Here is a 22854-nt window from a genome sequence, read left to right as displayed (position 1 = left end):
CCGCTTGGGGGTGCTCGAACGGTCGAGGACCGGCGGTACGGGGGGACGGTCCACGGTGGAGACGGACGGGCGGAACAACAAGGCGGTCACCGCCGCGGCGGCCATGACGGCGCTGGCCATCGGCCTGGTGGTGGCCCTGACCCAGGTGGACGCGCTCAAGCCCCACCCGGCGCCGGCGAGGTGCCCGCAGACGGCAGCAGGCGATCCGGCGGGCGACCCGGCGTTCTGCGCCGCGCTCAACCGCCGCGACCTGCCGGAGCTGCTCGGCACGCCCGGCGACCAGGCGGCCGAGGCCGGTCGGGGAGTCGTCCTGGACGACGACCGGAAGGACGCGAGGGCGGAGGTGCGCCTCCGGGACACCGTCGTCAGCCTCTCGGAGAGCTCCCGATCGGCCTGGTCGGTGGGCTCCTCGGAGCACCCCGGCAACACCCGGGTCACCGTCCTCGGCCACCCCGCGGCGACCACCGAGGGCATGACGGTGACGTTCTTCGGCCCGAAGAACGGCACGAGCCCCAGGTCGCGGAACCTCGTCGTCGCGAAGGACCCCAAGGACGGCGACGGCCGGGCCTTCGAGATCGCCATCTTCCGCCCGGACGGCGGGGCGGTCGAGGACGCGGTCGTGCAGCGGGTCGCCGAGGCCGTGCTCCCGAACCTCCCGGGCTGGGTCGCGGCCCCGTAGGACCGCGCACCGTCCGGTCGGACGGGCGGCGCGCGCCTCCGCTGCGGCTTTCACTCGAACGAGTTATCGAATATCTCTGGCGTGTTGACGCCTCGTCACGCCACGATGGAGACCGCCGGGCGGCGACACCACACGCCGCCCGGCGTGCACCGGCGCGCACCGCGCCCGTCAGCCACCCGGCCCGAGCAGCTCCTCCCGGGCTCGTTCGAACACCTCGTACATCTCCGCCCCGAACAGCACGAACCGCACCTCCGCCAGCTCCGCGCCCGCGAGCGCGTCACCGCCGCCCAGCACCTCGGCGACGGTGCCGAGCGCGATCCGGGCCGCGTCCGCCGGCGGCCAGCCGAAGATCCCCGCCGACACGGCCGGGAAGGCCACCGTGCGCGCGCCCAACCCGGCCGCCGTGCGCAGCGACTCGCGATAGCAGGAGGCCAGCAGCCCAGCCCGCTCCTCGTACTCCTCCGCCAGGTACACCGGCCCGACGGTGTGCACCACCCAGCGGGCCGGCAGCCGCCCGGCCGTGGTCGCCACCGCCTGCCCGGTGGGCAGCCCCTTGCCCCAGTGCGAGGCCCGCAGCCGGCGGCACTCCTCCAGGATCTGCGGCCCGCCCCTGCGGTGGATCGCGCCGTCCACCCCGCCGCCGCCCAGCAGCGAGGAGTTGGCGGCGTTCACCACCGCGTCCACCTCCTGTGCCGTGATGTCACCCTCGACCAGGGTGATCCGCGTCACCACCACCTACCCCCTTCCCCGGACCGGCCCGGCAGCCGTCGGGCCGGGATCCGAGCCGTCGTCCGAATCCGATCACCACACCGCCACCGGCGTGGCAATAACCACAACGGCGCCGGTCGGCCAGAGAAATCCCCGGAGATCACGTTATGGTCGCGAGAAGTTCCCCGACGCACGGTGCCAGGCGGGCACTGCGGACGGACGCCGGCCGTTACGCAGTCGGGGAAAGGGAGGAACCACCGATGCCCGCAACGGGAGACGGGCGGGCACCTGGTGCCGCGGACCTGCCGGGCGCCCACGACGGCGCCCCCGTCGGCCATGCCCGTACCCGCCCGGCCACCACCGGTCCGACCACGGCCGCTCCCCCGATACCCCACCCCCGCTCGCAGCCGGCCCGGACCGCGCACGGCACCCGCCGCCCCGCCCACCCCGCCGGGGCCGGCCACGCCCCCGCGCCCGGGGACGGACCCGCCGACGGCGCCGCCGCGCCCCTGCGGCTCCTGGTCATCGAGGACGACGCCTCGGACGCCCAGTTGATCAAGGCGGCGGTCGCCGACAGCGGCACCTCCATCGAGATCCACTGGGCCCGCGGCCTCGAACAGGCCACCCAGTTGCTCGCCCAGTCCTCCCCCGCGAGCCGGCGCGGACGCTCCCGCGGCGGCGGGTTCGGCTGCGTCCTCCTCGACCTGGCCTCCCCCGCCGACCTGTCGCACCCGTCCGACCCCTCGGACGGCCTCGAAGGCCTGCACGAACTGCTGCGCCGCGCCCCGCACATCCCCGTCGTGGTGCTCACCGACGCCGCCGGGGCCGAACTCGGCGCCGCCGCCGTCGCCGCGGGCGCCCAGGACTTCCTGATCAAGCACGAGACCGACGGTCCGCTGCTGGCCCGCGCACTGCGCTACGCGGTCGAACGCAAGCGCGCCGACGAGTCCCAGCGCCGCCTGGTCGAGGCCGAGTTGCGCGGCCAGGAGAACGCCCGGCTGCAGCGCCACCTGCTGCCCACCCCGCTGCTCGACGGCGCCGGGCTCTCCTTCACCCGGCGCTACCGCCCCGGCCGCCGCCGCGCCCTGCTCGGCGGCGACTTCTACGACGCCGTGCGCACCGACGACGGCACCGTCCACGTCGTGATCGGCGACGTCTGCGGCCACGGCCCCGACGAGGCCGCGCTCGGCGTCGCCCTCCGGATAGCGTGGCGCACCCTGGTCTTCGCCGGCCTCACCGGCGAGGCCCTGCTCACCACCCTCCAGCACGTACTGGAGCACGAACGGCGCAGCGACGAGATCTTCGCGACGCTCTGCATGCTCGTGATCGAGCCCGGCGGCACCACCGACCTCGACTCGCTCGGCACCGGCGAACGCGCCCGGCTCTACCTCGCCGGGCACCCGGCGCCGCTGCTGCTGGGCCGCGACCACCCCCCGATCACCCTGCCCTCCGACCACGCCGGGCCGGCCCTCGGCCTGCTGCCGTGCCACGACGGCGGGGCCGCCTGGCCCGCCCACGAGGTCGAACTCCAGCCCGGCTGGCGGCTGTTGCTCTACACCGACGGGCTGATCGAGGGCCGGGTCGGGGCCGGGTCGCGGCGCCTCGGCCAGGACGGACTGGCCGACCTGATCGCCGACCACCAGTCCGCCGGGCTCACCCGGGGGCGGCTCGTCGACAGTGCGATCGCCGAGGTCGAGGAGCTGAACGGCGGGGCGCTGACGGATGACGTCGCGGTGCTGCTGCTGGAGCGGAATCCGGTGCAGCTGATCCTCGGCTGAGGTTGCTGAGGTTGCTGAGGTTGCTGAGGTTGCTGAGGTTGCTGGATGGTTGCGGACGCGCTGCGGCCCGGGAAGGTGAACTGCCTTCCCGGGCCGTGGCGTTGTGCGGGGGGCCGGCCTACCAGGGGCCGTACGGGCCGGTGTTGCTCCGGCCGGTGCCGCCGGTCAGCGCCCGGATCGCGGGGCGGACGTCCACCACGTAGACGATCGAGGCGACCAGGCCGGCCAGGGTGCCGATGCTGCCGAGGAAGTTCGCCCCGAACAGCAGGTCCCACCCGAAGCTGATCCCGAGGACCGCCAGCCAGAAGCCCTTGGTCTTCTTGTCGGCCGCCCGGTAGGCGTCCTCGCGGCGGGTGGCCGCGTCGATCAGCGCGAAGAACTTGTAGCCCAGGATCGCGACGGCCATCCACCAGAACGGGTTCAGGTAGGAAAAGGCCAGGATCTGGAACACTCCGGTCATCGCGGTCTCCTACGTCTCTCGGCTTGCTGCGCCCCGGCCGCCGCCCATCCTGGCACGGCGGCTGCCCGCAGGGTGTGAACGTCCCGCCGTCCGCGGAGGTGCCCCGGGCGGCGGGCGGCGGTCACTCCGTGGCGGTGGGGGTGTTCTTCCGGGGCTTGGCGGGCTTCTTGGGGGCGGGGGCGGCGGGGGCGGCGGGGGCGTCCAGCTGCTCCGCTTCGACGGGGGCGGGGTCGGTCTCAGCGGTGGGGGCGAGGACGGGGTCGGGGTCGGTGTGGGGGCGGGCCTTGTCCACGACGACCTTGCCGCGCTCGGCCAGCTCGTCGTAGGTCTCCTTGGCCCGGACCGCCAGTTCGAGGGCGCGGGCCACCTGCTGCAGGGCGAAGCCCTGGGCCCGCTCCTGGAGGACCTTGAGGTCGGCGGGGAAGGCCGTGACGGCCTCGGTGACCTTGGCCGGGGCGGCGGCCAGCAGCTCCTGCGCCTCGTGGAGCCTGGCGGTCGCCTTCTCCTGGGCACCCTGACGGTCCGCCGCCAGGGCCTCGACCCGGCCCGGCACCTCGCGCAGCTTCTCGTACGCGAGGTCCCCGGCGCCGGCGAGGGCGTACAGCGGGGTCGGGTCGGTGAGGGTCTTCTTGATCTCGTCGGTGATCGGCATGCTTACCGGTCCTCCCGGGGGGTGTGCTGGGTGGCCGCGCCGTCGGTCGCCGGGACGGAGGCCGAGGCGGCGTTCTCCTTGAGGAAGGCGTCGTAGACCGCGAGCAGCGCCTGCTTCTGCTGCTCGTTGATCAGCGGATCGGCCAGGATCGAGGCCCGCAGTTCCAGGCCCTCGCCCCGCCGCTCCTCCAGGATCCCGGCCTGGACGTACAGCGTCTCCGCCGAGATCCGCAGCGCCTTCGCGATCTGCTGCAGGATCTCCGCGCTCGGCTTGCGCAACCCTCGCTCGATCTGGCTGAGGTACGGGTTGGACACGCCGGCGGCCTCCGCCAGCTGGCGCAGCGAGAACTGCGCGTTGCGGCGCTGCTCGCGGATGTACTCGCCGAGGGAGGCGACGTTGAGTGAGGCCATGGGGACAGGGTGCGGGATTGTGCTTGCAATTGCAAGCAGGGTGCTAACTGGGGGCTAGCGCGGTGAAGGCCGCTGCGCGGGGCTGGGGTGTGGGGGTGGGCTTTCGGGAGGGTGGGTTGGTCCGGGGGCGGTTCCGGGGGTGGGCGCTCCGGGGGCTGGATGATTTTCCGACCGCCGACTCTGTGGGTGGGGGGTTGGGCGCCGTTGGCGGTCTGAAAATCACCCGTCACGCCCCCTTCCGCACCCACCCCCTCCACCGCCCCCTCCCGCAGCGCGTCCCTCTCGCCTGGGTCGGGTGAGGGGAGGGGGGTGGTGGGGGTGGGTGGGTTGGTGCGGGGGGTGGGGGTGGGTGGGAGAGTGGGGGCATGGTGGACGAGGTGGTGCGGGATTGGCGGGCGGTGGCGGCGGGGGCGGTGTTGTTGGACGGGTTTCATCCGTTGAAGCATGCGCTGCGGTTCGGGGGGGATGTCCGGCGGGTGTTGACGGTGGACCGGGGGGCCTTGCTGGCGTTGGCCGGGGAGTTGGCGCCGGATGTGGTGGCGGCGTTGGACGGGTTGGCGGTGGAGGTGGCGGAGGAGCGGTTGCGGGGGTTGGCGCCGCGGTTGCATCCGACCGGGGTGGTTGCGTTGGCGGCGCGGCCGTCGGTGGCGGTGAACCGGGCGGTGTTGGGGCGGTTGCCGCGGCGGGCTCCGGTGGTGGTGTTGGAGAATCCGCGGAACCTGGGGAACGTCGGGGCGGTGATCCGGCTGGCGGCCGGGTTCGGGGCGACCGGGGTGGTGACCACGGGAGAGTTGGATCCATGGCACCCGACGGTGTTGCGGGGCAGCGCCGGGCTGCACTTCGCCACGGCGGTGGAGCGGGTGGACCTGCCGGAGCTGCCGGCCGGGCCGTTGTACGTGCTGGACCCGGAGGGCACGGACATCCGGGACCTGCCGTTCCCGGACGACGCGCTGCTCGCCTTCGGCACCGAGCGGCACGGGGTGTCGGCGGAGCTCAAGGAGCGGGCCGACCGGCTGGTGGCGGTGCCGATGCAGGCGGGGGTGTCCAGCTTCAACCTGGCGACGAGTGTGGCGATGGGCCTGTTCCACTGGATGTCGGGCAGGCGCTGAGGCGCGTCAGGGGGACGGCGGCGGGGTGCCGGCGTCGATGTCGCGGCCCTTGTGGTTGACCAGGAGGTTCCAGGTGTCCTTGCCCGGGATGCCGTCGGCCTCGCTGCCGCGCCAGCCCTGGGCGAGTTGGAAGGCCTGGGTGGCCCTGCGGTCGCTCTCCGTCCAGCGGGGGCCGGGGCCCTGGGTGTAGAAGCGGGAGCCGCCGCGCTGCACCAGCATCCGGCCGAGCCTGGTGACGTAGTCGTTGTTCGCGCCGGGGCCGAACTTGTCCGCGCCGGGGAAACCGGTGGTGCTGTCGTTGCTGCCGCTGGACAGGCCGGTGTAGCGGTACGGGAGGTAGGAGCCGGAGTTGTTCCAGTAGGCGTACGGGGTGGAGCGCTTCCTGGTGCCCGGGGAGGTCTGCTCGTAGGCGAGGTAGCGGGTGCGGGAGGAGTCCGTCCAGCCGCCGAAGATCGTCACGTGCGAGCCGGCCTGGGGGTTGGCCGGGTTGTTGTAGATCAGCACGTCGCCGGGCTGGAGGTCGTTCCGGTCGATCCGTTCGGCGAAGTCCGGCAGGGTCCAGGTGGTCTGGCTGCTGCCGAGGCCCCAGGCCATCGAGACGAAGCCGGAGCAGTCCTGGCGGTAGCCGTCGGACCAGTAGCTGCCCATGCTGTACGGCACGGCCTGGTCGACCCAGGCCTGGGCGCGCTGGACGATCTGGGCCCGGGTGACGGGCTGGGCGGCGGAGCGGGCGCCGGGGTCCTGGCCGTGGAGGCCGCTGACCTCGCCCTGCGGGGTCCGCGGGGGCTGGGCGGTGCTGCTGCCGCCCGGGGTGGGGCCGGGTGCGGGGGCTGCGGCGGCGGTGCCGCCGCCTATCGCGGTGCCGACGGCGGCCACCAGGACGGCGGCCCGGCGGCGGATGCTGCGGGCCGCGGCGTGCCCGCCCTCGTGGACCGGGGCGGCGTGCAGCCGGGCGCGGCGGCGGGCGCTGCAGCCCCCGCATATGCAGTCCTCCTCGGGGTCGACCTCGGTGAACTCGATCAGTGGTGAGGGGCTGCCGGTGCGGGTCATGCTCCGCCTCTTTCCGAACGTGTGCCGTCGGGATCAAAGTCCCAAAGCGGGCGGGGCGCGGCGCGGCGGGTTCCGCCGGACGGGTGAGGACCCTCTCCCGGCCTTCGGCCGGGAGGTGCCCCAGGGTCGTCGTACGAACCTGATCCGTGGTCAGTGCGGGTTGGCGGGCGAGTACTCGGGGTCGGTCCAGGTCAGCGGGGTGGCGTCGGCGATCTCCCGGACTCCGGTGACGGTCAGTTCGACCATCCGCTCGGCGCCGGGGGCGGCCTGCCGGGCCTCCGAGGACCAGTCGGTGCGGGCCTCGCCGGTGATCAGCAGGGCCCCGCCGGTCTCCCAGTCGGGCAGCAGCAGTCCGGCCCGCGGGTCCAGCTCCAGGTTCCCGAGGGTCAGGAACATGCTGTTGCCGCGGTACTCGGGCCAGCGCACGGTGTCCGGCGCCACGGCCTCCAGGAAGCCGGGGAGGCCGCCGCGGTGCGAGGCGTCCACCCGGCCGTCGGGCCCGGTGGTGGCGATGAAGAAGGTGTCGGCGGTGGCCGCGGTCAGCCGCTGGGCCGTGGTCAGGACCGGCCCCTCGGCGACCGTGCGGGGCGTGCCCGCGCCCGGGCGGTCCAGCGGGCTGCGGCGCTGGATGTACTTCGGGCAGTTGGACACCACCTCCTCGGCGCGGACCACCAGCCCGCCCCGGCCGTCCGGCACCGAACGGCCGTTGAGCCGCATCCGGCGGCGGCCGGCCGGGTCCAGGGCGATGGTGCCGAGCTGGGTGGGGCGGGCCAGGGCCTCGGCCAGCGGGTCGGCCTCGGACGGGTGGGCGGCGATCGTCACGGTGCGCTCGTCCGGGGCGTGGAGGAAGCCGGCCGGGCCGGACAGCTGGGTGGCCCAGACCCGGCCGTCCGGGTCGGCGGCGCCGACCACCAGCGTCCGGCGTTCGGTGAGGAAGCGGGCGGCCACGGCCGGGACAGTGTCGCGGATCGACCGGCCCGCGTGGTCGGCCCGCTCGGTCACTCCGGCGCGGGCCTGGGCCTGCCGCTCGCCGGGGTGGTACGGGGTGGCGGTCATCGCTTAGAAGAAGCCGCAGGTGGGGGCGGAGTCGTGGGGGGCCGCGGCGGCGGTGTCGGCCAGCCCGGTGCGGGTGTAGACCTCCAGCCGGATGCCGTCCGGGTCGGTGAAGAAGATGCCGCCGGAGGCGGAGCCCTCGTTGTGCGGGACGACGCCGTCGTAGGCGAACTCGGCGCCCAGGGTGCGCAGCAGTTCCTCGGTGGCGCGGACCTCGTCGAGGTCCGCCACCTCGAAGGAGAGGTGGTGCAGGCCGGGGGCGCTGGTGGGGAAGGTGCCGGTGCTCTGCTGCCAGAGGGTGATCACCAGGCGGCCGTCGCGGCCGAGCAGGGCGTAGCGGCGCTCGGGGTCGGTGCCCTGGTGGGTGAGGTCGAGGCCGAGGACGGCGCGGTAGAAGGCGACCGAGCGGTCGAGGTCGGTGACGTTGAGGCCCACGTGGCCGGTCTGCAGGGTGCGGAGTGCGGTGGTGCCGGACATGCCTGGTCCCTCCCGGGTGGGTTCCGGCGGGCGACTGCCTAACCGGTACTGGTTAGGTTATGGGTTAGGTGATGGGGCGTCAACCGGTGTGCTGGCTTGAAGGGGTTAGGTTTTGGGGGTGGCATGCGAAAGCCCCGTCGGATCCGGTCCGACGGGGCGTTCGGGGGGCGATGCGGTTAGGGCCATTCCCAGCGGATGCCGATGTGGCCGGGCTGCTGGTCCGGGGCCAGGACGTGGGCGCTCGCCGAGGCGCCGATCCACAGTTGCTCGCGGCGGTGGTCGATGTCCGCGCCCGGCTCGCGGTCGTAGCGCTCGCAGTGCACCGGGACGGCCGCCGGGTCGAAGTGCACCTGGAGCACGTACTCGCGCACCGTGGTGGCGAAGCGGCGGCTGTACTCCATGGTCGGGCCGCCGGGCGGGATCTCCACCTCGTACTCGAAGACCGTGCTGTCGCCGAGCCCGAGCGGGCGGTCCAGCATCAGCTCGGCGACGGTCAGGCCGACCTCCGGGCGGCGGCGGACCCGGCCGAGTCGGCCGTGCCGCACCGAGGTGATCTCCGGGCAGCCGGTGGCCTCCTCGTCGGCCTTGTGCACGACCAGGCAGCGGCCGACGCCGCCGACCGTGGCGCGCACCACCTGGCGCATCCGCAGCAGGTTGGCGCGGCGCTCGGCGTCCACGTAGTACGAGTCGTGGATGCTGAGCCGCTCCAGCTCGCCGGCCGGCGGGGCGTCCAGTTCGGCGAAGATCTCGGAGATCTCCTGCTCCCCCGGCCAGACGTCCTCCAGCCCGAGGTGGAGGGTGTTGGCTGCGGCGGCCCAGCGGCCGCGCGGGCGGGGCGGGCCGAGCAGGGAGGAGAGCGCGCTGTGCGGCAGGCCGAGCAGTTCCTCCAGCAGGTGGACGGCGCGCAGCGAGCTGGCCCGCTCGGGCTGGCTGCGGCCGCGGCGCCAGTAACTGAGCGTCGTGACGCTGACCCTGACGCCGCGTTGGGCGAGCGCGGCGCGGATCCGGTCCAGGCTGAGGCCGCTGGCCTCGATGGCCAGGTGCAGGGCGTCCGCGAAGCCGCCGGCCGGGGCCGGGCGGCCGGCGGACGGCGCCGGGGGGCCCGGGCTGGGGGTGGGAGCCGGGACGGGGGGCGGGTCGGGGCGCTCCGTACGCGATCCGACCAGCCGCAGCCGCGCGGCGTCCTGAGGCTGCTGTGCGGCCATGCGGTGAACCTCCCCACCAGGTGACTTCGGTGGCACCGGGGCGGCGCCGGGGCGCGCTGTGAGCGGCTTCACCGAGCTTTGGGGAACCCTACGCACGGTCGAGAGGCTACGTCATCAGTCGTGCGGATGACAGTGGTCACAGCCGGTGGACCGGATGGTTAGCGATCTTGAAACAGTCCGGAAACACGGTTGGAACGCTGTGCCGGGAACGGTGGGGAACCGGGCGCAAACGGACACCGCCGGAGCGGGCCCTGACGGCGCCGCCCCGGCGGGGGTCTGCGTGCTGCTAACGGACGGTGATCACTTGACGTTCAGGGCGACGTCGTCGATCACGAAGCTGGTCTGGTTGGAGCCGTCCTCGGTGCCGGTGAACTTGAGGGTCACGGTCCGGCCGGCGAAGGAGGTCAGGTCCACGGTCTGCTGCACGTAGCCGGCGGCCGCGTCCACGTTGGACCAGGTCTTCACGGTGGTGCCGTTCGCCTGGAGGGTCAGGGTGTCGTACGGGGTGGAGCCGGTCTCCGCGGTGTCGATGTGCAGCGCGAAGGTGAGGGTCGCCGAGGTGCAGCCGGTCGGGACGGTGACGGTCTGCGACAGGGTGTCGGTGTGGGCGCTGCCGTAGCCGTCCAGCCAGGCCTTCCAGCTGCCGGAGTGGGCGGGCTGGGAGGTGCCGTTGTCGACGACGCCCGAGGAGGTGGTCCACGGGGCGGCGGTGCCGGTCTCGAAACCGCCGTTGCCGATCAGCTGGGCGGCGGTGCAGCCCCCGCCGGTCGGCGGGGTGGTGCTGCCGCCGCCGAGCAGGGCGGTGGTCAGGGCGTCGGCGACCGGGCTGCCCCAGCCGGTGACCTGGTCGTAGCCGGTCTTGGCGGCGAAGTCCTGGTTGGCGCCGGTGGTCACGTCGTGGAAGGTGGTGCCGTAGTTGGCGCTGTTGGCGACCGCGTACAGCTTGGGGTTGGCCTCGCCGAGGGCGGGCTGACCGGCGGCCTTGGCCTTCTGGTTGACCTGGGCGGCGTAGCCGGCCCACAGCGGCGCGGCCGCGCTGGTGCCGCCGTAGACGTTCCAGCCGCCGCCGGTGTAGATCGCGAAGCCGCTCTGCGGGTCGGCGTTGGAGGCGACGTCCGGGACGGTGCGCATGGTGCCGGCGACGCCGGTGCCGGTCTGCCAGCTCGGCTTGCCGAACACGGTGGAGACGCCGCCGCCGGCGGTGCTCCAGGCGCTCTCCGAGGAGTAGCCGTTGCCGCTGGTGACCTGGAGGTTGGTGCCGCCGACGCCGGTCTGGTGCGGGCTGGAGGCCGGGAAGTCGACCGAGGTGACGCTAGCGCCGCTGGCCGAGCGGGTGCAGTCCTTGGAGCCGTCGTCGCCGGAGGCGGAGAAGACCGAGATGCCCTGGGCGGCGGCCTGCTTGAAGGCGTTGTCGACGGCGGTCATCGAGGAGGCGGTGGTGTCCGGCTCGCAGGTGCCCCAGGAGATCGAGATGACCGAGGCCTTGTTGTCGGCCACGATCTTGTTGGCCATGTCGATCTCGCCCTGGTCGCTGTTCGGGGCCTCGTAGAGCAGCTGGGTGGCCTTGGGGGCCGCACCGCGGACGATCTCGCTGTCCAGCTCGACCTCGCCCTCGCCCTGGCCGGGCGAGGAGTCGTAGTTCGCGCCGTCCACCGGGATGGTGGTGACGGCCGGGCCGGTCAGGCCGTACTGCGAGTCGTAGGTGGTCAGGTCCGAGGACTTGTAGCCGTCGAACTCCCAGAGGGCGACCGTGGTGCCGGTGCCGTCGGCGCCGGTCCTGTCCAGGTTGTACGCGCCCCGGTACTGGGCCGGGGCCATGCCCCGCGGGGTGGCGGTGGCGGCGTTCGGGGTCACCGAGTGCGGCTGGGCGATCCGGCCCTTGCGCACCGCGTGGTTGTCCAGGCCGCTCAGGCCCTGGACCACGGAGGCCAGTTCGGCGGGGATCGAGGCGGCGCCGTCGTTGGCGAAGAAGGTGCGCTGCTGCTGCGGGTCGAGGTAGGAGCTCTCGTGGGTGCCGAAGGCCTGCGAGACCTGCGCGGCGGTGCCGTGGGCGTTGACCACCTGGCGGTTGGCGCTGACGTCGCCGACGGTCAGGCCCTGGGCGGTCAGGTAGGCCTTGACCTGGTCGACGGCCTGCTGGGTGGGCGCGTACTGCGCGCTGAACTGCTCCGGCGTCAGGTACTTGCCGTACTCCGGGGTGCCGGGGGTGGCGACCGCGGCGAGGAAGCGGTCGAGCCCGGCGGAGTCGCGCAGCTTGAGGCTGACGGCCACCGAGAGCTGCTGCTCGGCCGGGACGTCACCCTTCTTCTCCGAGTGGGCCACCGCGGGGTTCACGGTGTTCGGCAGGGCGACGCGCGGGGCGGCGTGCGGGGTGGCGGCCTGTGCGGTGGCGACGCCGAGCGAGACGGCGGTCAGCGGCAGGACGGCTATCGCCGCGGCGATGGCGAGGGAACGGTGGCGCAACGGATCCTCCTCCGGCCGGCTGTGGGGAGCCGGCAAGGGGCAAGGTGTCCCGAGGGGTTCAGGAACACTGGCTAGAACATGTCAGAGCGGATCGGTGCGGTGGATCATGGTCCGGCAATTGGTTGCTAAAAAACAGTCAACTGTGGAGGGCCGGAAAGCCGGGCGTTCCATACAGTGAATGGCCGGAATTCCGGCGACGGTCCATACCAATTCCCGCTGGGGGAACGGACGTAGAATCGGGGCGAGCCGAGGGAGAGCGATGACTGACCTGATGCCGGATCCGAGGGACCACCGACCGCTGATCGGCGAGCCGCTCGCGCTCGACCTGCTCAACACCCGCTGGTCCGGAACGCCCGTCAACGACGCGCTCACCGATGTCGAGCAGTACGGGATCTGGCTCTCCTCCAACGGGCTGGCCGAGCGCTGCACGGCCGACGCGGCCGGGCTGGCGGCGATCCGGCAGACCCGCGAGGCGATCCTGCTCGCCGCCCAGGACGCCCGCGAGCAGGGCGAGTTGGGCCTGGGGGCGCGGGACGGGCTGGACGCGGTGCTGGCGCACGGACGGATCCGGCGGACGGCCGGGCCGGGCGGGGCCGAGGAGCGGGTCGAGGCCGACCGGCCGGAGTGGCTGGCCCCCTGGCTGGCGGCCGACGACTTCCTCACGCTGCTCGGGCAGGGCGCCCACCGGGTGAAGCAGTGCGCACACGAGGCGTGCATTCTGCATTTCTTCGACGCCTCGCAGAACGGGCGCCGGCGGTGGTGCCGGATGGCGGTCTGCGGGAACCGGGCGAAGGCGGCGCGGCACTACGTGAGGGCGCGGGGTTAACCGACGACCGAACGAAGGGTCGGCGGGTGCGGCGTCCGTGCCGCACCCGCCGACCCTTCGTCGCGGTGCCCGGGTCAGTCCTCGGCGGGGGCGCCCAGCCAGCCGGTGAGGGCCTCGCGCAGCTCGCCCTGGCCCGGGTCCACGGCGCCCCAGGCGACGTAGCCGTCCGGGCGGATCAGCAGCACGGTGTCGGCCAGCTTGCCGTGCGGGTCGGCCGGGGCGGCGCAGACCAGGCGGTCCGCCCAGGGCGCGGTGGCGGCCAGCTCGTCATTGCTGACCAGGACGAACTTCCCGGCGCGCAGCGCCTCGTAGAGCCGCTCGGGCCCGGCCGGCTCACCCTCGGCGGGCTTGCTGAGGGCGGTCAGCCTGAGGTCGGGGACGCGCTTGCCGACCTGGGGGTGGGCGCCCTTGGGGGCGGGGTAGGCGATCTCGATGCCGGAGACCATCCGGGCGCCGCGCTCGGTGAGCAGGTCGAGGTGGCCGCCGATCGCGGTGAGCGCCCCGCGCAGGGCGCGGGTGGGGGCGGACTCGGCGAGGGCGATCCGGATCAGCGCGCCGGAGGTGCGCAGCACCGTCCTGCCGACCGGGTGCCGCTCGGCCTGGTAGGTGTCCAGCAGTGCGTCGGTGGCGTGGCCGCGGATGGCCGCGGCGAGCTTCCAGGAGAGGTTGGCGGCGTCCTGGAGGCCGGTGTTCATGCCCTGGCCGCCGGCCGGGGAGTGGCAGTGGGCGGCGTCGCCGGCCAGGAAGACCCGGCCGGAGCGGTAGTTGGGGGCCTGGCGCTCGTCGCTGTGGAAGGTGGAGCTCCAGCGCACGTCGTGCAGGCCGTAGTCCTCGCCCTGGGTGGCCTGGACGATCGCGGTGAGCTGCTCGGGGGTGGGGGTGGCGCCGTCGGCCTGCGGCTCGTTGCGGTCCCAGGCGATGACCCGGTACCAGCCGTCGCCGAACGGGGCGACGAAGGAGAAGCCGGCCTTGTTGGCGCCGACGGCGATCGCGTCGGCGGGCTCGCGCTCCAGCCGGACGTCGGCGAGCATCACGGAGTCGACCACGGACTCGCCGGGGAACTCGATGCCGAGCAGCTCGCGGACGGCGGAGCGGACGCCGTCGGTGCCGACCGCGTAGCGGGCCCGGTGGCTGCGCCCGTCGCGGGTCTCCAGGGTGACGCCCTCGGCGTCCTGGCGCAGCCCGGTGACCTCGGCGTCGCGCAGGATCACGGCGCCGGCCCGTTCGGCGCGCTCCTGGAGCACCCGCTCGACGTTGTACTGCGGGGTGATCAGGACGAACGGGAAGCGGCTGGGCAGCGTGCTGAGGTCGATGCCGAGCCTGTTCAGCATCCGGAGCCCGCTGAGCGGGCGGCCGGTGGCGATCAGTTCGTCGGCCAGGCCCCGGGCGTCCAGCAGCTCCAGGCTGCGGGCGTGCACGGCGAAGGCCCGGGTGAGGTTGGACTCCGTGCCGCGCTTCTCCAGGACGGTGACGCCGACCCCGGCGGCGGCGAGGTCGCCGGCCAGCAGCAGTCCGGTCGGTCCGGCACCGACGATGACGACGTCGGTTTCGGTCGGCTTCACGGTCATGTATCAGCTCCCGTTGTTCGGAGGGCGGTTGGACGCCGTTTCCGGCGCTCTCCCAGCCTCCATCATCGCGGGCGCCGGTGGAGCTGTGAACCGCCGGTCCCCCGGTGGCGGGTGGCCGACCGGGGGACCGGGGGTTCGGGCGGGGGCGGAAGGCCCCGCCGGCTCAGCTGTGGCGGCGGATCTCCACGGTGCGGAACCGGTTGGCCACGAAGGCGCCGTCGCAGTACGCGGAGTTGGCGGCCGGGTTGGCGCCGGTGCCGTGGAGGTCGGAGAAGGCGGCGGTCTGGTTGGGGTAGACGCCGCCGGTGAGGTTGAGCGAGAGCGAGACGCCGGAGTCCAGCGCGGCCTCGACCAGCAGGGCCTCCACCTCGGGCGAGGTGGTGTAGCCGGAGGCCGTCATGGCGCCCTTCTCGCGGACCGTGGTGCGCAGCAACTCCACGGCGGCGGGGGTGGATTCGACGGCGACGGCGAAGGAGACCGGGCCGAAGCACTCGGTGCGGAAGACCGAGCGGTCGTCCGGCTTGTCGGCGTCCAGCTTGACCAGCGCCGGGGTGCGGACGGTCGCGCCGGGGAAGTCGGGCGAGACCACCGCGCGCGGGGCGAGGGCGAGTTCGCCGTACTCGCCGCCGGCCGCGGCGGCCGAGCGCTGGAGCACGCCCGGGTTGACCACGGCGCCGAGGATGGCGGCGGCGCGGGCGTCGTCGGAGAGCAGGCCCTCGATGGCGGCGGCGAGGTCGGTGACGACCTGGTCGTAGGACTTGTGGCCCTGGTCGGTGCCGATGCCGCCGCGCGGGATCAGCACGTTCTGCGGGGTGGTGCACATCTGGCCGCTGTACAGCGAGAGCGCGAAGGCCAGGTTGCCCAGCATGCCCTTGTAGTCGTCGGTGGAGTCGATGACGACCGCGTTGACGCCGGCCTTCTCGGTGTAGACCTGGGCCTGCTTGGCGTGCTCCTCCAGCCAGTCGCCGAAGGAGGTGGAGCCGGTGTAGTCGATCATCTTGATCTCGGGGCGGACCGCGAGGGTCGCGGCGACGGTGCCGCCCTCGTGCTCGGCGGCCAGGCAGACCAGGTTGGCGTCGAAGCCGGCCTCGGCGAGCACCTCGCGGGCGATCGCGACGGTCAGCGCGAGCGGCAGCACGGCCCGCGGGTGCGGCTTGACCAGCACCGGGTTGCCGGTGGCCAGCGAGGCGAACAGGCCGGGGTAGCCGTTCCAGGTGGGGAAGGTGTTGCAGCCGATCAGCAGCGCCAGGCCGCGCGGGACGACGGTGAACTCCTTGGTCATCACCAGCGGCTCGCGCTTGCCCTGGGGCTTGGTCCAGCCGGCCTGCTGGGGCAGCCGGGTCTGCTCGGCGTACGCGTAGGCGACGGCCTCCAGGCCGCGGTCCTGGGCGTGCGGGCCGCCGGCCTGGAAGGCCATCCCGTAGGCCTGGCCGGTGGTGTGCATGACGGCCTGGGCGAACTCGTGGGAGCGGGCGTTGATCCGTCGCAGGATCTCCAGGCAGACGGCGGCGCGCTCCAGCGGGGAGGCGGCGGCCCACCCGGGCCGGGCGGTCTCCAGCGCGGCGATCAGGGCGTCCGGGCCGGCGTGTGGGTAGGTGATGCCCAGCTCGATGCCGTACGGGGAGACCTCGCCGCCGACCTGGTCGCCGTCGCCGGGGTGGCCGTCGAGGACGAAGGGCCGGCCGAGGAGGGCGTCGAAGGCGGCCTTGCCGTCGGCCGGGCCGCTCTCGCCGTAGGCCTTCGGGAACTCGGGGTAGGCGGACCAGTAGTCGCGCTTCGCGGCGGCGGCGAGCGCGGCGTCCAGGGTGGCCTGGTGGCGCTCGACCAGCTCGGCGACGAGGGGGTGGGTGACCGCTGCGGGCATCTGTGCGCTCCTCAGAGGGGAGGACGGGACACGTCACAGAGTAACCGAACGATCGGTCGGCTCAAGAGGGCGTGGGGGACGGATTCCGGCGGGAACGCGAAGGGGCGCGTCCCGGTCGGACGCGCCCCTTCGGCGATGCTGTCGGTTCGGGTCGGCCGGTCTACGGCACGCCCAGCTCGAAGATCACGAACCCGGCGTACCAGCCCGAGGCGATCGCACCCGTCCCCAGGACCGTCGCCAGCACCGGCCAGCTGAGTTTGCGCATCCCCACCGCCAGCGCGATGAACAGCGGGAACGCCGGCAGCAGGTAGCGCGAGACGTTGCCGAAGATGCCCAGGCTGCCGAGCACCGAGACGATCGTGGCCAGGGTGTACGCGGTCAGCACCAGCGGCGGGCGCAGCCGGACCAGCAGCACGATCAGCACCGGCAGGCTGAACACGATCAGGGTGGCCAGGAGGTCCGGCACCGGGAACGCGAAGGGGTAGTCGTTGCGGCCCAGCAGCACCCCGCGGATCGCCTGCCAGGTGCCCTGGCCGCCGTCGAAGTAGTGCAGCCAGGCGTCGTGCTGGATCCGGAAGTAGCCGCCCCACTCACCGGTCCGCCAGCCCACCCAGGCCACGTAGCCGAGCAGGCCCAGCGGGGCCAGCAGCATCGCCGCCAGCGGGCGCAGCACCCCGCTCTCCCGGCGGTACAGCTCGACCAGCGCGGCCAGGCCGACGGCGCCGATCAGCGCCGCCGAGGTCGGCCGGTTGAGCCCGGCGACCAGGGTGACCGCCCCGGCCGCGACCCACTGCTTGGTCATCGTGAAGTAGCAGGCCCAGGCGGCCAGCGCGACGAACAGCGAGTCCGAGTAGACGGCCCACTCGGCACCCGAGCCGGGGGCGATCGCCCAGATCCCGGCCGCGATCACGCCCGCCCGGGGACCGGACAGCTTCTCCACCACGGCGTAGATCCCGGCCGCCGCGAACAGCGAGGCCAGCACCGAGACCAGCATCCCGGCGCCGTACAGGCCGAGGCCGGTGACGTCCGAGGTGAGCCGCATCAGGCCGGGGTAGAGCGGGAAGAAGGCGGCCGAGTTCTGCTCGATGGTGAAGCCCGGCTGGCCGCCCGGGATCGGGATCAGCGCCGGGTGGTAGCCGAACTGGGCGACCTGCTGGTACCACCAGCCGTCCCAGCTGGCCAGCACGTCCCAGGGGTTGGTGCCGCCGCCGAACCGGGCCGGCTTCTTCGCGTAGTCGCCGGAGAAGGAGAGCAGCTTCATGAAGACGGTGAAGCCGACCAGCTTGAGCACCGCGTAGCACCACACGGCCGGTCCGAACCGCACCACCAGCGCCCGGGCGCGGTCCTGCCAGGTGTGGCCGGCGCCCGCCGGGTCCTCGCCGCGCTGGTCGGGCACGCCATCGGGCAGGTCGGAGGAGACTGCCGGTATTGCGTTCATCAGCTGCGGACCCCAGCCTGCTGGACGTGGACGATCGTCCGCAGATTCTAGGCGGTCCCTCCTCCGGTTGGTGTGGACCAGCTTCGGCTGGTGTGGACCGGCTCCGGTTGGTGCCCGCCCGGTTCCGGTTGGTGTGGACCGGCTTCGGTTGGTGCGGACCGGACGGACCCGATCGCGTACCCCGCTCGGCGGCCGGGGATACTCGGAGGATGGCCGATCACACCACGCGCACCGCCTACACCGTCGAGTCACTGCTCGCGGTGACCGTCGACGTGTTCAACGAGCGCGGATACGACGGCACGTCGATGGAGGACCTCTCCCGGGCCGCCGGGATCTCCAAGTCCTCGATCTACCACCACGTCCGCGGCAAGGAGGAGCTGCTGCGGCTGGCCGTCGGGCGGGCGCTGGACGGGCTGTTCGCGATCCTGGCCGAGCCGCAGGCGGTGGCGGGCCCGGCGGTGGAGCGGCTGGAGCACGTGGTGCGGCGCACGGCGGAGGTGCTGCTGGCGGAGCTGCCGTACGTGACGCTGCTGCTGCGGGTGCGCGGCAACACGGCCACCGAGCTGTGGGCGCTGGAGCGGCGGCGGGACTTCGACCACCAGGTGGCGGAGCTGGTGCGGGCGGCCGTCGCGGACGGTGCGCTGCGCGGGGACGTGGAGCCGCGGCTGGCCACCCGGCTGCTGTTCGGGATGATCAACTCGATCGTGGAGTGGTACCGGCCGGGGTTGAAGGCGGCCGACGGGGTCGCGGACGCCGTGGTGCACCTGGCCTTCGACGGGCTGCGGGCCCGGTAGCTGCGGGGGCCGGTAGCGGGCGGGCCCGGTGGCTGGGGGGCTAGCCGCGGGGGCCCGGTGGGCGTTGCCTAGTCGGGGGGCACCTGGTCGGTCTCCTCGAACACCAACATGGTTTGTGTACCGAGCACCTGCGGGATGGACTGGATCCGGTTGAGGACCAGGTCCCGCAGGGCGTGGTTGTCGGCGGTGTGCACCAGCAGCAGGACGTCGAAGTCCCCGCCGACCAGGGCGATGTGGGCGACCCCGGGCAGCGCCAGCAGCTGCTCGCGCACGGTGCGCCAGGAGTTCTGGACGATTTTCAGGGTGATGTACGCGGACGCGCCCTGACCTGCCCGTTCGTGGTCCACCCGGGCGGTGAAGCCGCGGATGATGCCGTCCTCGACCATCCTGGAGATCCGGGCGTACGCGTTCGCCCGGGACACGTGCACCCGCTCGGCCACCGAGCGGATCGAGGCTCGACCGTCCTGCTGCAGCAGCCGCAGGATCGCCCGGTCGACCCGGTCGAGTCTGGACATCTGTTCAGCCGACATGACCCCCCACCCTCGCCGATTGGACACACTGCCACCAGTCGACCGCCGCTCGGGCCGAATGTCCACCACCTTGTCACGCTTCTGGTCAAGATGAACAGACGACCGAACAATCGGTAGGGAGCCCCCGCCACCCATGGAGGTGCCCGAGATGACCGTTCTCGACCACAGACACCACACCGGCGTGCCCGGCTGGATGCCCGGGGCCACCGCTCCGCGCACCGATCCGGCCCCCCTCCTCCCGGACGTCTCCCCCGTCCGGGTGCTCGGCACCCCCGCGTTGGAGAAGCAGGACCCGGCGCTGCTGCGCGAGCTCTACCGGCGACTCGTCGTCGGCCGGCGCTACAACCAGCAGGCCACCACCCTGACCAAACAGGGCCGCCTCGCCGTCTACCCGGCCTCCACCGGGCAGGAGGCCTGCCAGATCGCCGCCGCCCTGGTGCTCGGCGAACGCGACTGGCTGTTCCCCAGCTACCGCGACACCCTCGCCGTGGTCTCCCGCGGGGTCGACCCGCTGGAGGCGCTGACCCTGCTGCGCGGCAACGCCCACACCGGCTACGACCCCCGCGCCAGCCGGACCGCCCCGCTCTGCACCCCGCTCGGCACCCAGGCCCCGCACGCCGTCGGACTGGCGCACGCCGCCCGGCTGCGCGGCGAACCGGTGGTCGCGCTGGCCATGCTCGGCGACGGCGGCACCAGCGAGGGCGACTTCCACGAGGCGCTGAACTTCGCCGCCGTGCTGCGGGCGCCGGTGGTCTTCCTGGTGCAGAACAACGGCTACGCGATCTCCGTCCCGCTCAGCGCGCAGTCCGCCGCACCCAGCCTCGCCCACAAGGCGGTCGGCTACGGCATGCCCGGCCGGCTGGTCGACGGCAACGACGCGCCCGCCGTGCACTCGGTGCTCACCGAGGCCGTCGAGCGCGCCCGGGCCGGCGAGGGCCCGACCCTGATCGAGGCCCTCACCTACCGGATCGAGGCCCACACCAACGCCGACGACGCCACCCGCTACCGCACCGAACCCGAGGTGGAGGCCTGGCGGGAGCACGACCCGATCCTGCTGATGGACCGCGCCCTGCGCGGACTCGGCGTACTGGACGACGAGCTGGTGCAGGACGCGGCCGACGAGGCGGAGGCGCTGGCGGCCCGGATGCGGGCCGAGTTCCACGCCGACCCGGAGCTCGACCCGATGGCCCTGTTCACCCACGTCTACGCCGAGCCGACCCCGCAACTGCGGGAGCAGGCAGCCCAGTTGGCCGCCGAGCTGGCCGCCGAAGCCGAGGTGCAGCACTGATGTCCACCGCTGTTTCCGCCCGAACGGGCGGCACCGCCGGTACCGCCCGCACCGCCTCGATGGCACAGGCGCTCAACTCCGCGCTGCGGGACGCCCTGCGCGAGGACCCCACCGTCCATGTGCTCGGCGAGGACGTCGGCGCGCTCGGCGGGGTCTTCCGGATCACCGACGGGCTCACCGCCGAGTTCGGCCCCGACCGCTGCCTGGACACCCCGCTCGCCGAGGCCGGCATCCTCGGCACCGCGATCGGCATGGCGATGTACGGGCTGCGCCCGGTGGTCGAGATGCAGTTCGACGCCTTCGCCTACCCGGCGCTGGAGCAGCTGTTCTCGCACGTCGCCAAGATGCGCAACCGCACCGGCGGCAAGCTCCCGCTGCCGATCACCGTGCGCATCCCGTACGGCGGCGGCATCGGCGGCGTCGAGCACCACAGCGACGCCTCCGAGGCGTACTACACCAGCACCCCCGGCCTGCACGTGGTCACCCCCGGGACGGTCGCCGACGCGTACGGGCTGCTGCGCGCCTCGATCGCCTCCGACGACCCGGTGGTCTTCCTGGAGCCCAAGCGGCTCTACTGGGGCAAGGCCGAGTTCGACCCGGCCGCGCCGGTCGAGCCGATCGGCCGGGCCGCGCTGCGCCGCACCGGCACCTCCGCCGTGCTGATCACCTACGGGCCGTCGCTGCCGGTCTGTCTGGAGGCGGCCGAGGCCGCGCAGGCGGAGGGCTGGGACCTCGCGGTCCTCGACCTGCGGACCCTGGTGCCCTTCGACGACGAGACGGTCACCCGGGTGGTGCGCTCGATCGGCCGGGCCGTGGTGGTGCACGAGGCCAGCGGCTTCGGCGGCACCGGCGCGGAGATCGCCGCCCGGGTCACCGAGCGCTGCTTCCACCACCTGGCCGCGCCCGTGCTGCGGGTCACCGGCTTCGACATCCCGTACCCGCCGCCGATGCTGGAGCACCACCACCTGCCCGGGGTGGACCGGATCCTGGACGCGGTCGCCCGGCTGCAGTGGGAGGACCGAGGATGATGCCCGTCGTACGGGAGTTCCGGCTGCCCGACCTCGGTGAGGGACTCACCGGGGCGGAGGTGGTGCGCTGGCTGGTCGAGGTCGGCGAGGTGATCGCCGTTGACCAGCCGGTGGTGGAGGTGGAGACGGCCAAGGCCGTGGTGGAGGTGCCCTGCCCGTACGGCGGGGTGGTCACCGCGCGGTACGGCGCGGAGGGCGAGGAGATCGCCGTGGGCGCGCCGCTGGTGACGGTCGCGGTGGCGTCGGGGGGCGCTCCGGAGGGCCCTTCGGGGGCTTCCGGTGCTCCGGCCGCGCTGTCGGCGGAGGTCGAGCGGCCGTTGGTCGGGTACGGGGTCGTCGAGAGCAAGGGCGGGCGGCGGCGTCGGGTGGGGGTGGCTGCTGCTGGTCCTGCTGCTCCGGTTCCGGGTGCCGTTGCTGTCGCTCCGGCTCCGGCGGCTCCGGCGGCGCCGGTGGCTCCGGCGGCTCCGGTCGTGGTGCCGGTGATCTCGCCGTTGGTGCGGCGGCTGGCCCGGGAGCAGGGGGTCGACCTGACCGCGCTCGCCGGGAGCGGGCCGGACGGGCTGATCATGCGGGTGGACGTCGAACGCGCGGTCGCGGCCAAGGTGGCCGGCCCGGTGGCCGCTGCGGCGGTCGCCGCGCCCGTACCGGCCGGTCAGGACCCGGTCGTCCCGCTGCGCGGGCTGCGCAAGGCGGTGGCCGAGAAGCTCAGCCGCAGCCACCGGGAGATCCCGGCCGCGACCTGCTGGGTGGACGTTGACGCCACCGAACTGATGGCACTGCGGCGGCAGTTGAACGCCACTCCGGGCCCGAAGGTGAGCGTGCTGGCGCTGCTGGCCCGGATCTGCACGGTCGCGCTGGCGCGTTTCCCCCAGCTCAACTCCAGTGTGACGGAGGACGGTTCGGGCATCGTGCGGCACTCGGCGGTGCACCTGGGCTTCGCCGCCCAGGGTGAACGCGGGCTGGTCGTCCCGGTGGTCCGGGACGCACAAGCCCGTAGCACCGAGCAACTCGGCGAGGAACTGGGCCGGTTGACCGAGGCGGCGCGCGCCGGATCGCTGACTCCGGCCGAACTGACCGGCGGCACCTTCACGTTGAACAACTACGGGGTGTTCGGCGTGGACGGTTCCACCCCGATCCTCAACCACCCGGAGGCGGCGATGCTCGGGGTCGGCCGGATCGTGGCCAAACCCTGGGTCCACGGTGGGGAGTTGGCGGTGCGCGAGGTGACGCAGCTGTCCTTCACCTTCGACCACCGGGTCTGCGACGGCGGGACGGCGGGCGGGTTCCTGCGGTTCGTGGCGGACTGCGTCGAGCAGCCCGGGATGCTGCTGCGCCAGCTGTGAGCAGGGCGGGGTCGCCCTGGGTGTGCTGCTCGGCACTCAGGGCGACCACCGATCGAGTGAGAGTAGCGCGTTCTCCGGCCGGGTGTCCGGGCTTCCCGCGATTTGTCGGATGAGCACTTCGGGCGTGCCAC

General features: G+C 73.5%; 21 protein-coding genes. 8 read left to right on the top strand and 13 right to left on the bottom strand.

The annotated features are described in order from the left end of the window. Positions 1-55: 55 nt before the first annotated feature. Entirely contained in the window at positions 56-679 is a 624-nt protein-coding gene (locus tag ACIQWA_RS13915) for a DUF6215 domain-containing protein (protein ID WP_402481952.1), read from the top strand. A gap of 168 nt (positions 680-847) precedes the next feature. Here ACIQWA_RS13915 and ACIQWA_RS13910 read toward each other — a convergent pair whose 3' ends face one another. Then, positions 848-1408, bottom strand: coding sequence for an O-acetyl-ADP-ribose deacetylase (locus ACIQWA_RS13910; RefSeq protein ID WP_360225650.1), 561 nt, complete (start codon positions 1406-1408; stop codon positions 848-850). Positions 1409-1647: 239 nt separating this feature from the next. Here ACIQWA_RS13910 and ACIQWA_RS13905 point away from each other — a divergent pair, with 239 nt between their 5' ends. Then, complete coding sequence (locus ACIQWA_RS13905) at positions 1648-3165, top strand: SpoIIE family protein phosphatase (RefSeq protein ID WP_402481948.1); 1518 nt, start codon at positions 1648-1650, stop codon at positions 3163-3165. Positions 3166-3283: 118 nt separating this feature from the next. Here the strand turns inward: ACIQWA_RS13905 and ACIQWA_RS13900 are convergent, their stop codons facing one another. From ACIQWA_RS13900 to ACIQWA_RS13890, 3 genes are all read right to left on the bottom strand, one after another. Beyond that, on the bottom strand, positions 3284-3625 hold the full coding sequence (locus ACIQWA_RS13900; RefSeq protein WP_360225644.1) for a DUF2516 family protein: 342 nt from the start codon (positions 3623-3625) through the stop codon (positions 3284-3286). A 121-nt stretch (positions 3626-3746) separates the two neighbouring features. Next, entirely contained in the window at positions 3747-4277 is a 531-nt protein-coding gene (locus ACIQWA_RS13895) for a hypothetical protein (RefSeq protein ID WP_402481947.1), read from the bottom strand. A 2-nt stretch (positions 4278-4279) separates the two neighbouring features. Next, positions 4280-4687 (bottom strand): helix-turn-helix transcriptional regulator, encoded by a 408-nt coding sequence (locus ACIQWA_RS13890; protein WP_360225638.1) that lies wholly within the window; start codon positions 4685-4687, stop codon positions 4280-4282. A gap of 365 nt (positions 4688-5052) precedes the next feature. Between ACIQWA_RS13890 and ACIQWA_RS13885 the strand changes: the two genes are divergently transcribed. Beyond that, positions 5053-5796, top strand: a complete 744-nt coding sequence (locus ACIQWA_RS13885; RefSeq protein WP_402481943.1) for a TrmH family RNA methyltransferase — start codon at positions 5053-5055, stop codon at positions 5794-5796. 6 nt (positions 5797-5802) lie between these two features. On the opposite strand, the gene ACIQWA_RS13880 is transcribed toward ACIQWA_RS13885, so the two are convergent. The 5 genes from ACIQWA_RS13880 to ACIQWA_RS13860 all read right to left on the bottom strand — a co-directional run bounded on the left by ACIQWA_RS13880 (position 5803) and on the right by ACIQWA_RS13860 (position 12044). Next, the gene (locus ACIQWA_RS13880) at positions 5803-6846 is read right to left on the bottom strand and encodes a peptidoglycan-binding protein (RefSeq protein ID WP_402481941.1); all 1044 of its coding nucleotides are present in this window, start codon (positions 6844-6846) and stop codon (positions 5803-5805) included. Between the two features lie 150 nt (positions 6847-6996). After that, positions 6997-7902, bottom strand: a complete 906-nt coding sequence (locus tag ACIQWA_RS13875) for a pyridoxamine 5'-phosphate oxidase family protein (RefSeq protein WP_402481939.1) — start codon at positions 7900-7902, stop codon at positions 6997-6999. A gap of 3 nt (positions 7903-7905) precedes the next feature. Further along, the gene (locus ACIQWA_RS13870; protein ID WP_402481937.1) at positions 7906-8376 is read right to left on the bottom strand and encodes a VOC family protein; all 471 of its coding nucleotides are present in this window, start codon (positions 8374-8376) and stop codon (positions 7906-7908) included. Positions 8377-8552: 176 nt separating this feature from the next. Continuing rightward, on the bottom strand, positions 8553-9581 hold the full coding sequence (locus ACIQWA_RS13865) for an XRE family transcriptional regulator (protein ID WP_402481935.1): 1029 nt from the start codon (positions 9579-9581) through the stop codon (positions 8553-8555). A 300-nt stretch (positions 9582-9881) separates the two neighbouring features. Beyond that, entirely contained in the window at positions 9882-12044 is a 2163-nt protein-coding gene (locus tag ACIQWA_RS13860) for a protease pro-enzyme activation domain-containing protein (protein WP_402481933.1), read from the bottom strand. A 259-nt stretch (positions 12045-12303) separates the two neighbouring features. Here ACIQWA_RS13860 and ACIQWA_RS13855 point away from each other — a divergent pair, with 259 nt between their 5' ends. Continuing rightward, positions 12304-12870 (top strand): CGNR zinc finger domain-containing protein, encoded by a 567-nt coding sequence (locus tag ACIQWA_RS13855; RefSeq protein ID WP_402481932.1) that lies wholly within the window; start codon positions 12304-12306, stop codon positions 12868-12870. Between the two features lie 74 nt (positions 12871-12944). On the opposite strand, the gene ACIQWA_RS13850 is transcribed toward ACIQWA_RS13855, so the two are convergent. From ACIQWA_RS13850 to ACIQWA_RS13840, 3 genes are all read right to left on the bottom strand, one after another. Continuing rightward, positions 12945-14438, bottom strand: a complete 1494-nt coding sequence (locus tag ACIQWA_RS13850; RefSeq protein ID WP_402481930.1) for an FAD-dependent monooxygenase — start codon at positions 14436-14438, stop codon at positions 12945-12947. A gap of 163 nt (positions 14439-14601) precedes the next feature. Further along, positions 14602-16302 carry a phenylacetic acid degradation protein PaaN gene (paaN, locus tag ACIQWA_RS13845; RefSeq protein WP_360242951.1) on the bottom strand — a complete coding sequence of 567 codons (1701 nt, stop codon included), beginning with the start codon at positions 16300-16302 and terminating at the stop codon, positions 14602-14604. Positions 16303-16462: 160 nt separating this feature from the next. After that, positions 16463-17740 carry a glycosyltransferase family 39 protein gene (locus ACIQWA_RS13840; RefSeq protein WP_402481928.1) on the bottom strand — a complete coding sequence of 426 codons (1278 nt, stop codon included), beginning with the start codon at positions 17738-17740 and terminating at the stop codon, positions 16463-16465. A 209-nt stretch (positions 17741-17949) separates the two neighbouring features. On the opposite strand from ACIQWA_RS13840, the gene ACIQWA_RS13835 reads away from it, so the two are divergent. Further along, a complete protein-coding gene (locus ACIQWA_RS13835) occupies positions 17950-18534 on the top strand; it encodes a TetR/AcrR family transcriptional regulator (RefSeq protein ID WP_360242957.1) in 585 nt (194 codons plus the stop codon). Between the two features lie 68 nt (positions 18535-18602). Here the strand turns inward: ACIQWA_RS13835 and ACIQWA_RS13830 are convergent, their stop codons facing one another. Then, on the bottom strand, positions 18603-19049 hold the full coding sequence (locus ACIQWA_RS13830; RefSeq protein ID WP_350507326.1) for an Lrp/AsnC family transcriptional regulator: 447 nt from the start codon (positions 19047-19049) through the stop codon (positions 18603-18605). 163 nt (positions 19050-19212) lie between these two features. Here ACIQWA_RS13830 and pdhA point away from each other — a divergent pair, with 163 nt between their 5' ends. Genes pdhA through ACIQWA_RS13815 form a run of 3 tightly spaced genes read left to right on the top strand, consistent with a single transcriptional unit; the run spans position 19213 to position 22723 of the window. Continuing rightward, positions 19213-20352 (top strand): pyruvate dehydrogenase (acetyl-transferring) E1 component subunit alpha, encoded by a 1140-nt coding sequence (pdhA, locus tag ACIQWA_RS13825; protein WP_402481925.1) that lies wholly within the window; start codon positions 19213-19215, stop codon positions 20350-20352. Next, positions 20352-21380: an alpha-ketoacid dehydrogenase subunit beta gene (locus ACIQWA_RS13820; RefSeq protein ID WP_360242960.1), complete on the top strand. Its 1029-nt coding sequence runs from the start codon at positions 20352-20354 to the stop codon at positions 21378-21380. Before pdhA ends, ACIQWA_RS13820 begins: the two co-directional genes overlap by 1 nt. Further along, positions 21380-22723, top strand: coding sequence for a dihydrolipoamide acetyltransferase family protein (locus ACIQWA_RS13815; protein WP_402482431.1), 1344 nt, complete (start codon positions 21380-21382; stop codon positions 22721-22723). Before ACIQWA_RS13820 ends, ACIQWA_RS13815 begins: the two co-directional genes overlap by 1 nt. The last annotated feature ends 131 nt before the right edge of the window (positions 22724-22854 follow it).

This window comes from Kitasatospora sp. NPDC098652 (assembly GCF_044760155.1).
In the GTDB taxonomy this organism is placed as follows: Bacteria; Actinomycetota; Actinomycetes; order Streptomycetales; family Streptomycetaceae; genus Kitasatospora.
Note: the sequence above shows the minus strand (reverse complement) of the source record. Positions and strands in the feature narration are given on the sequence as shown.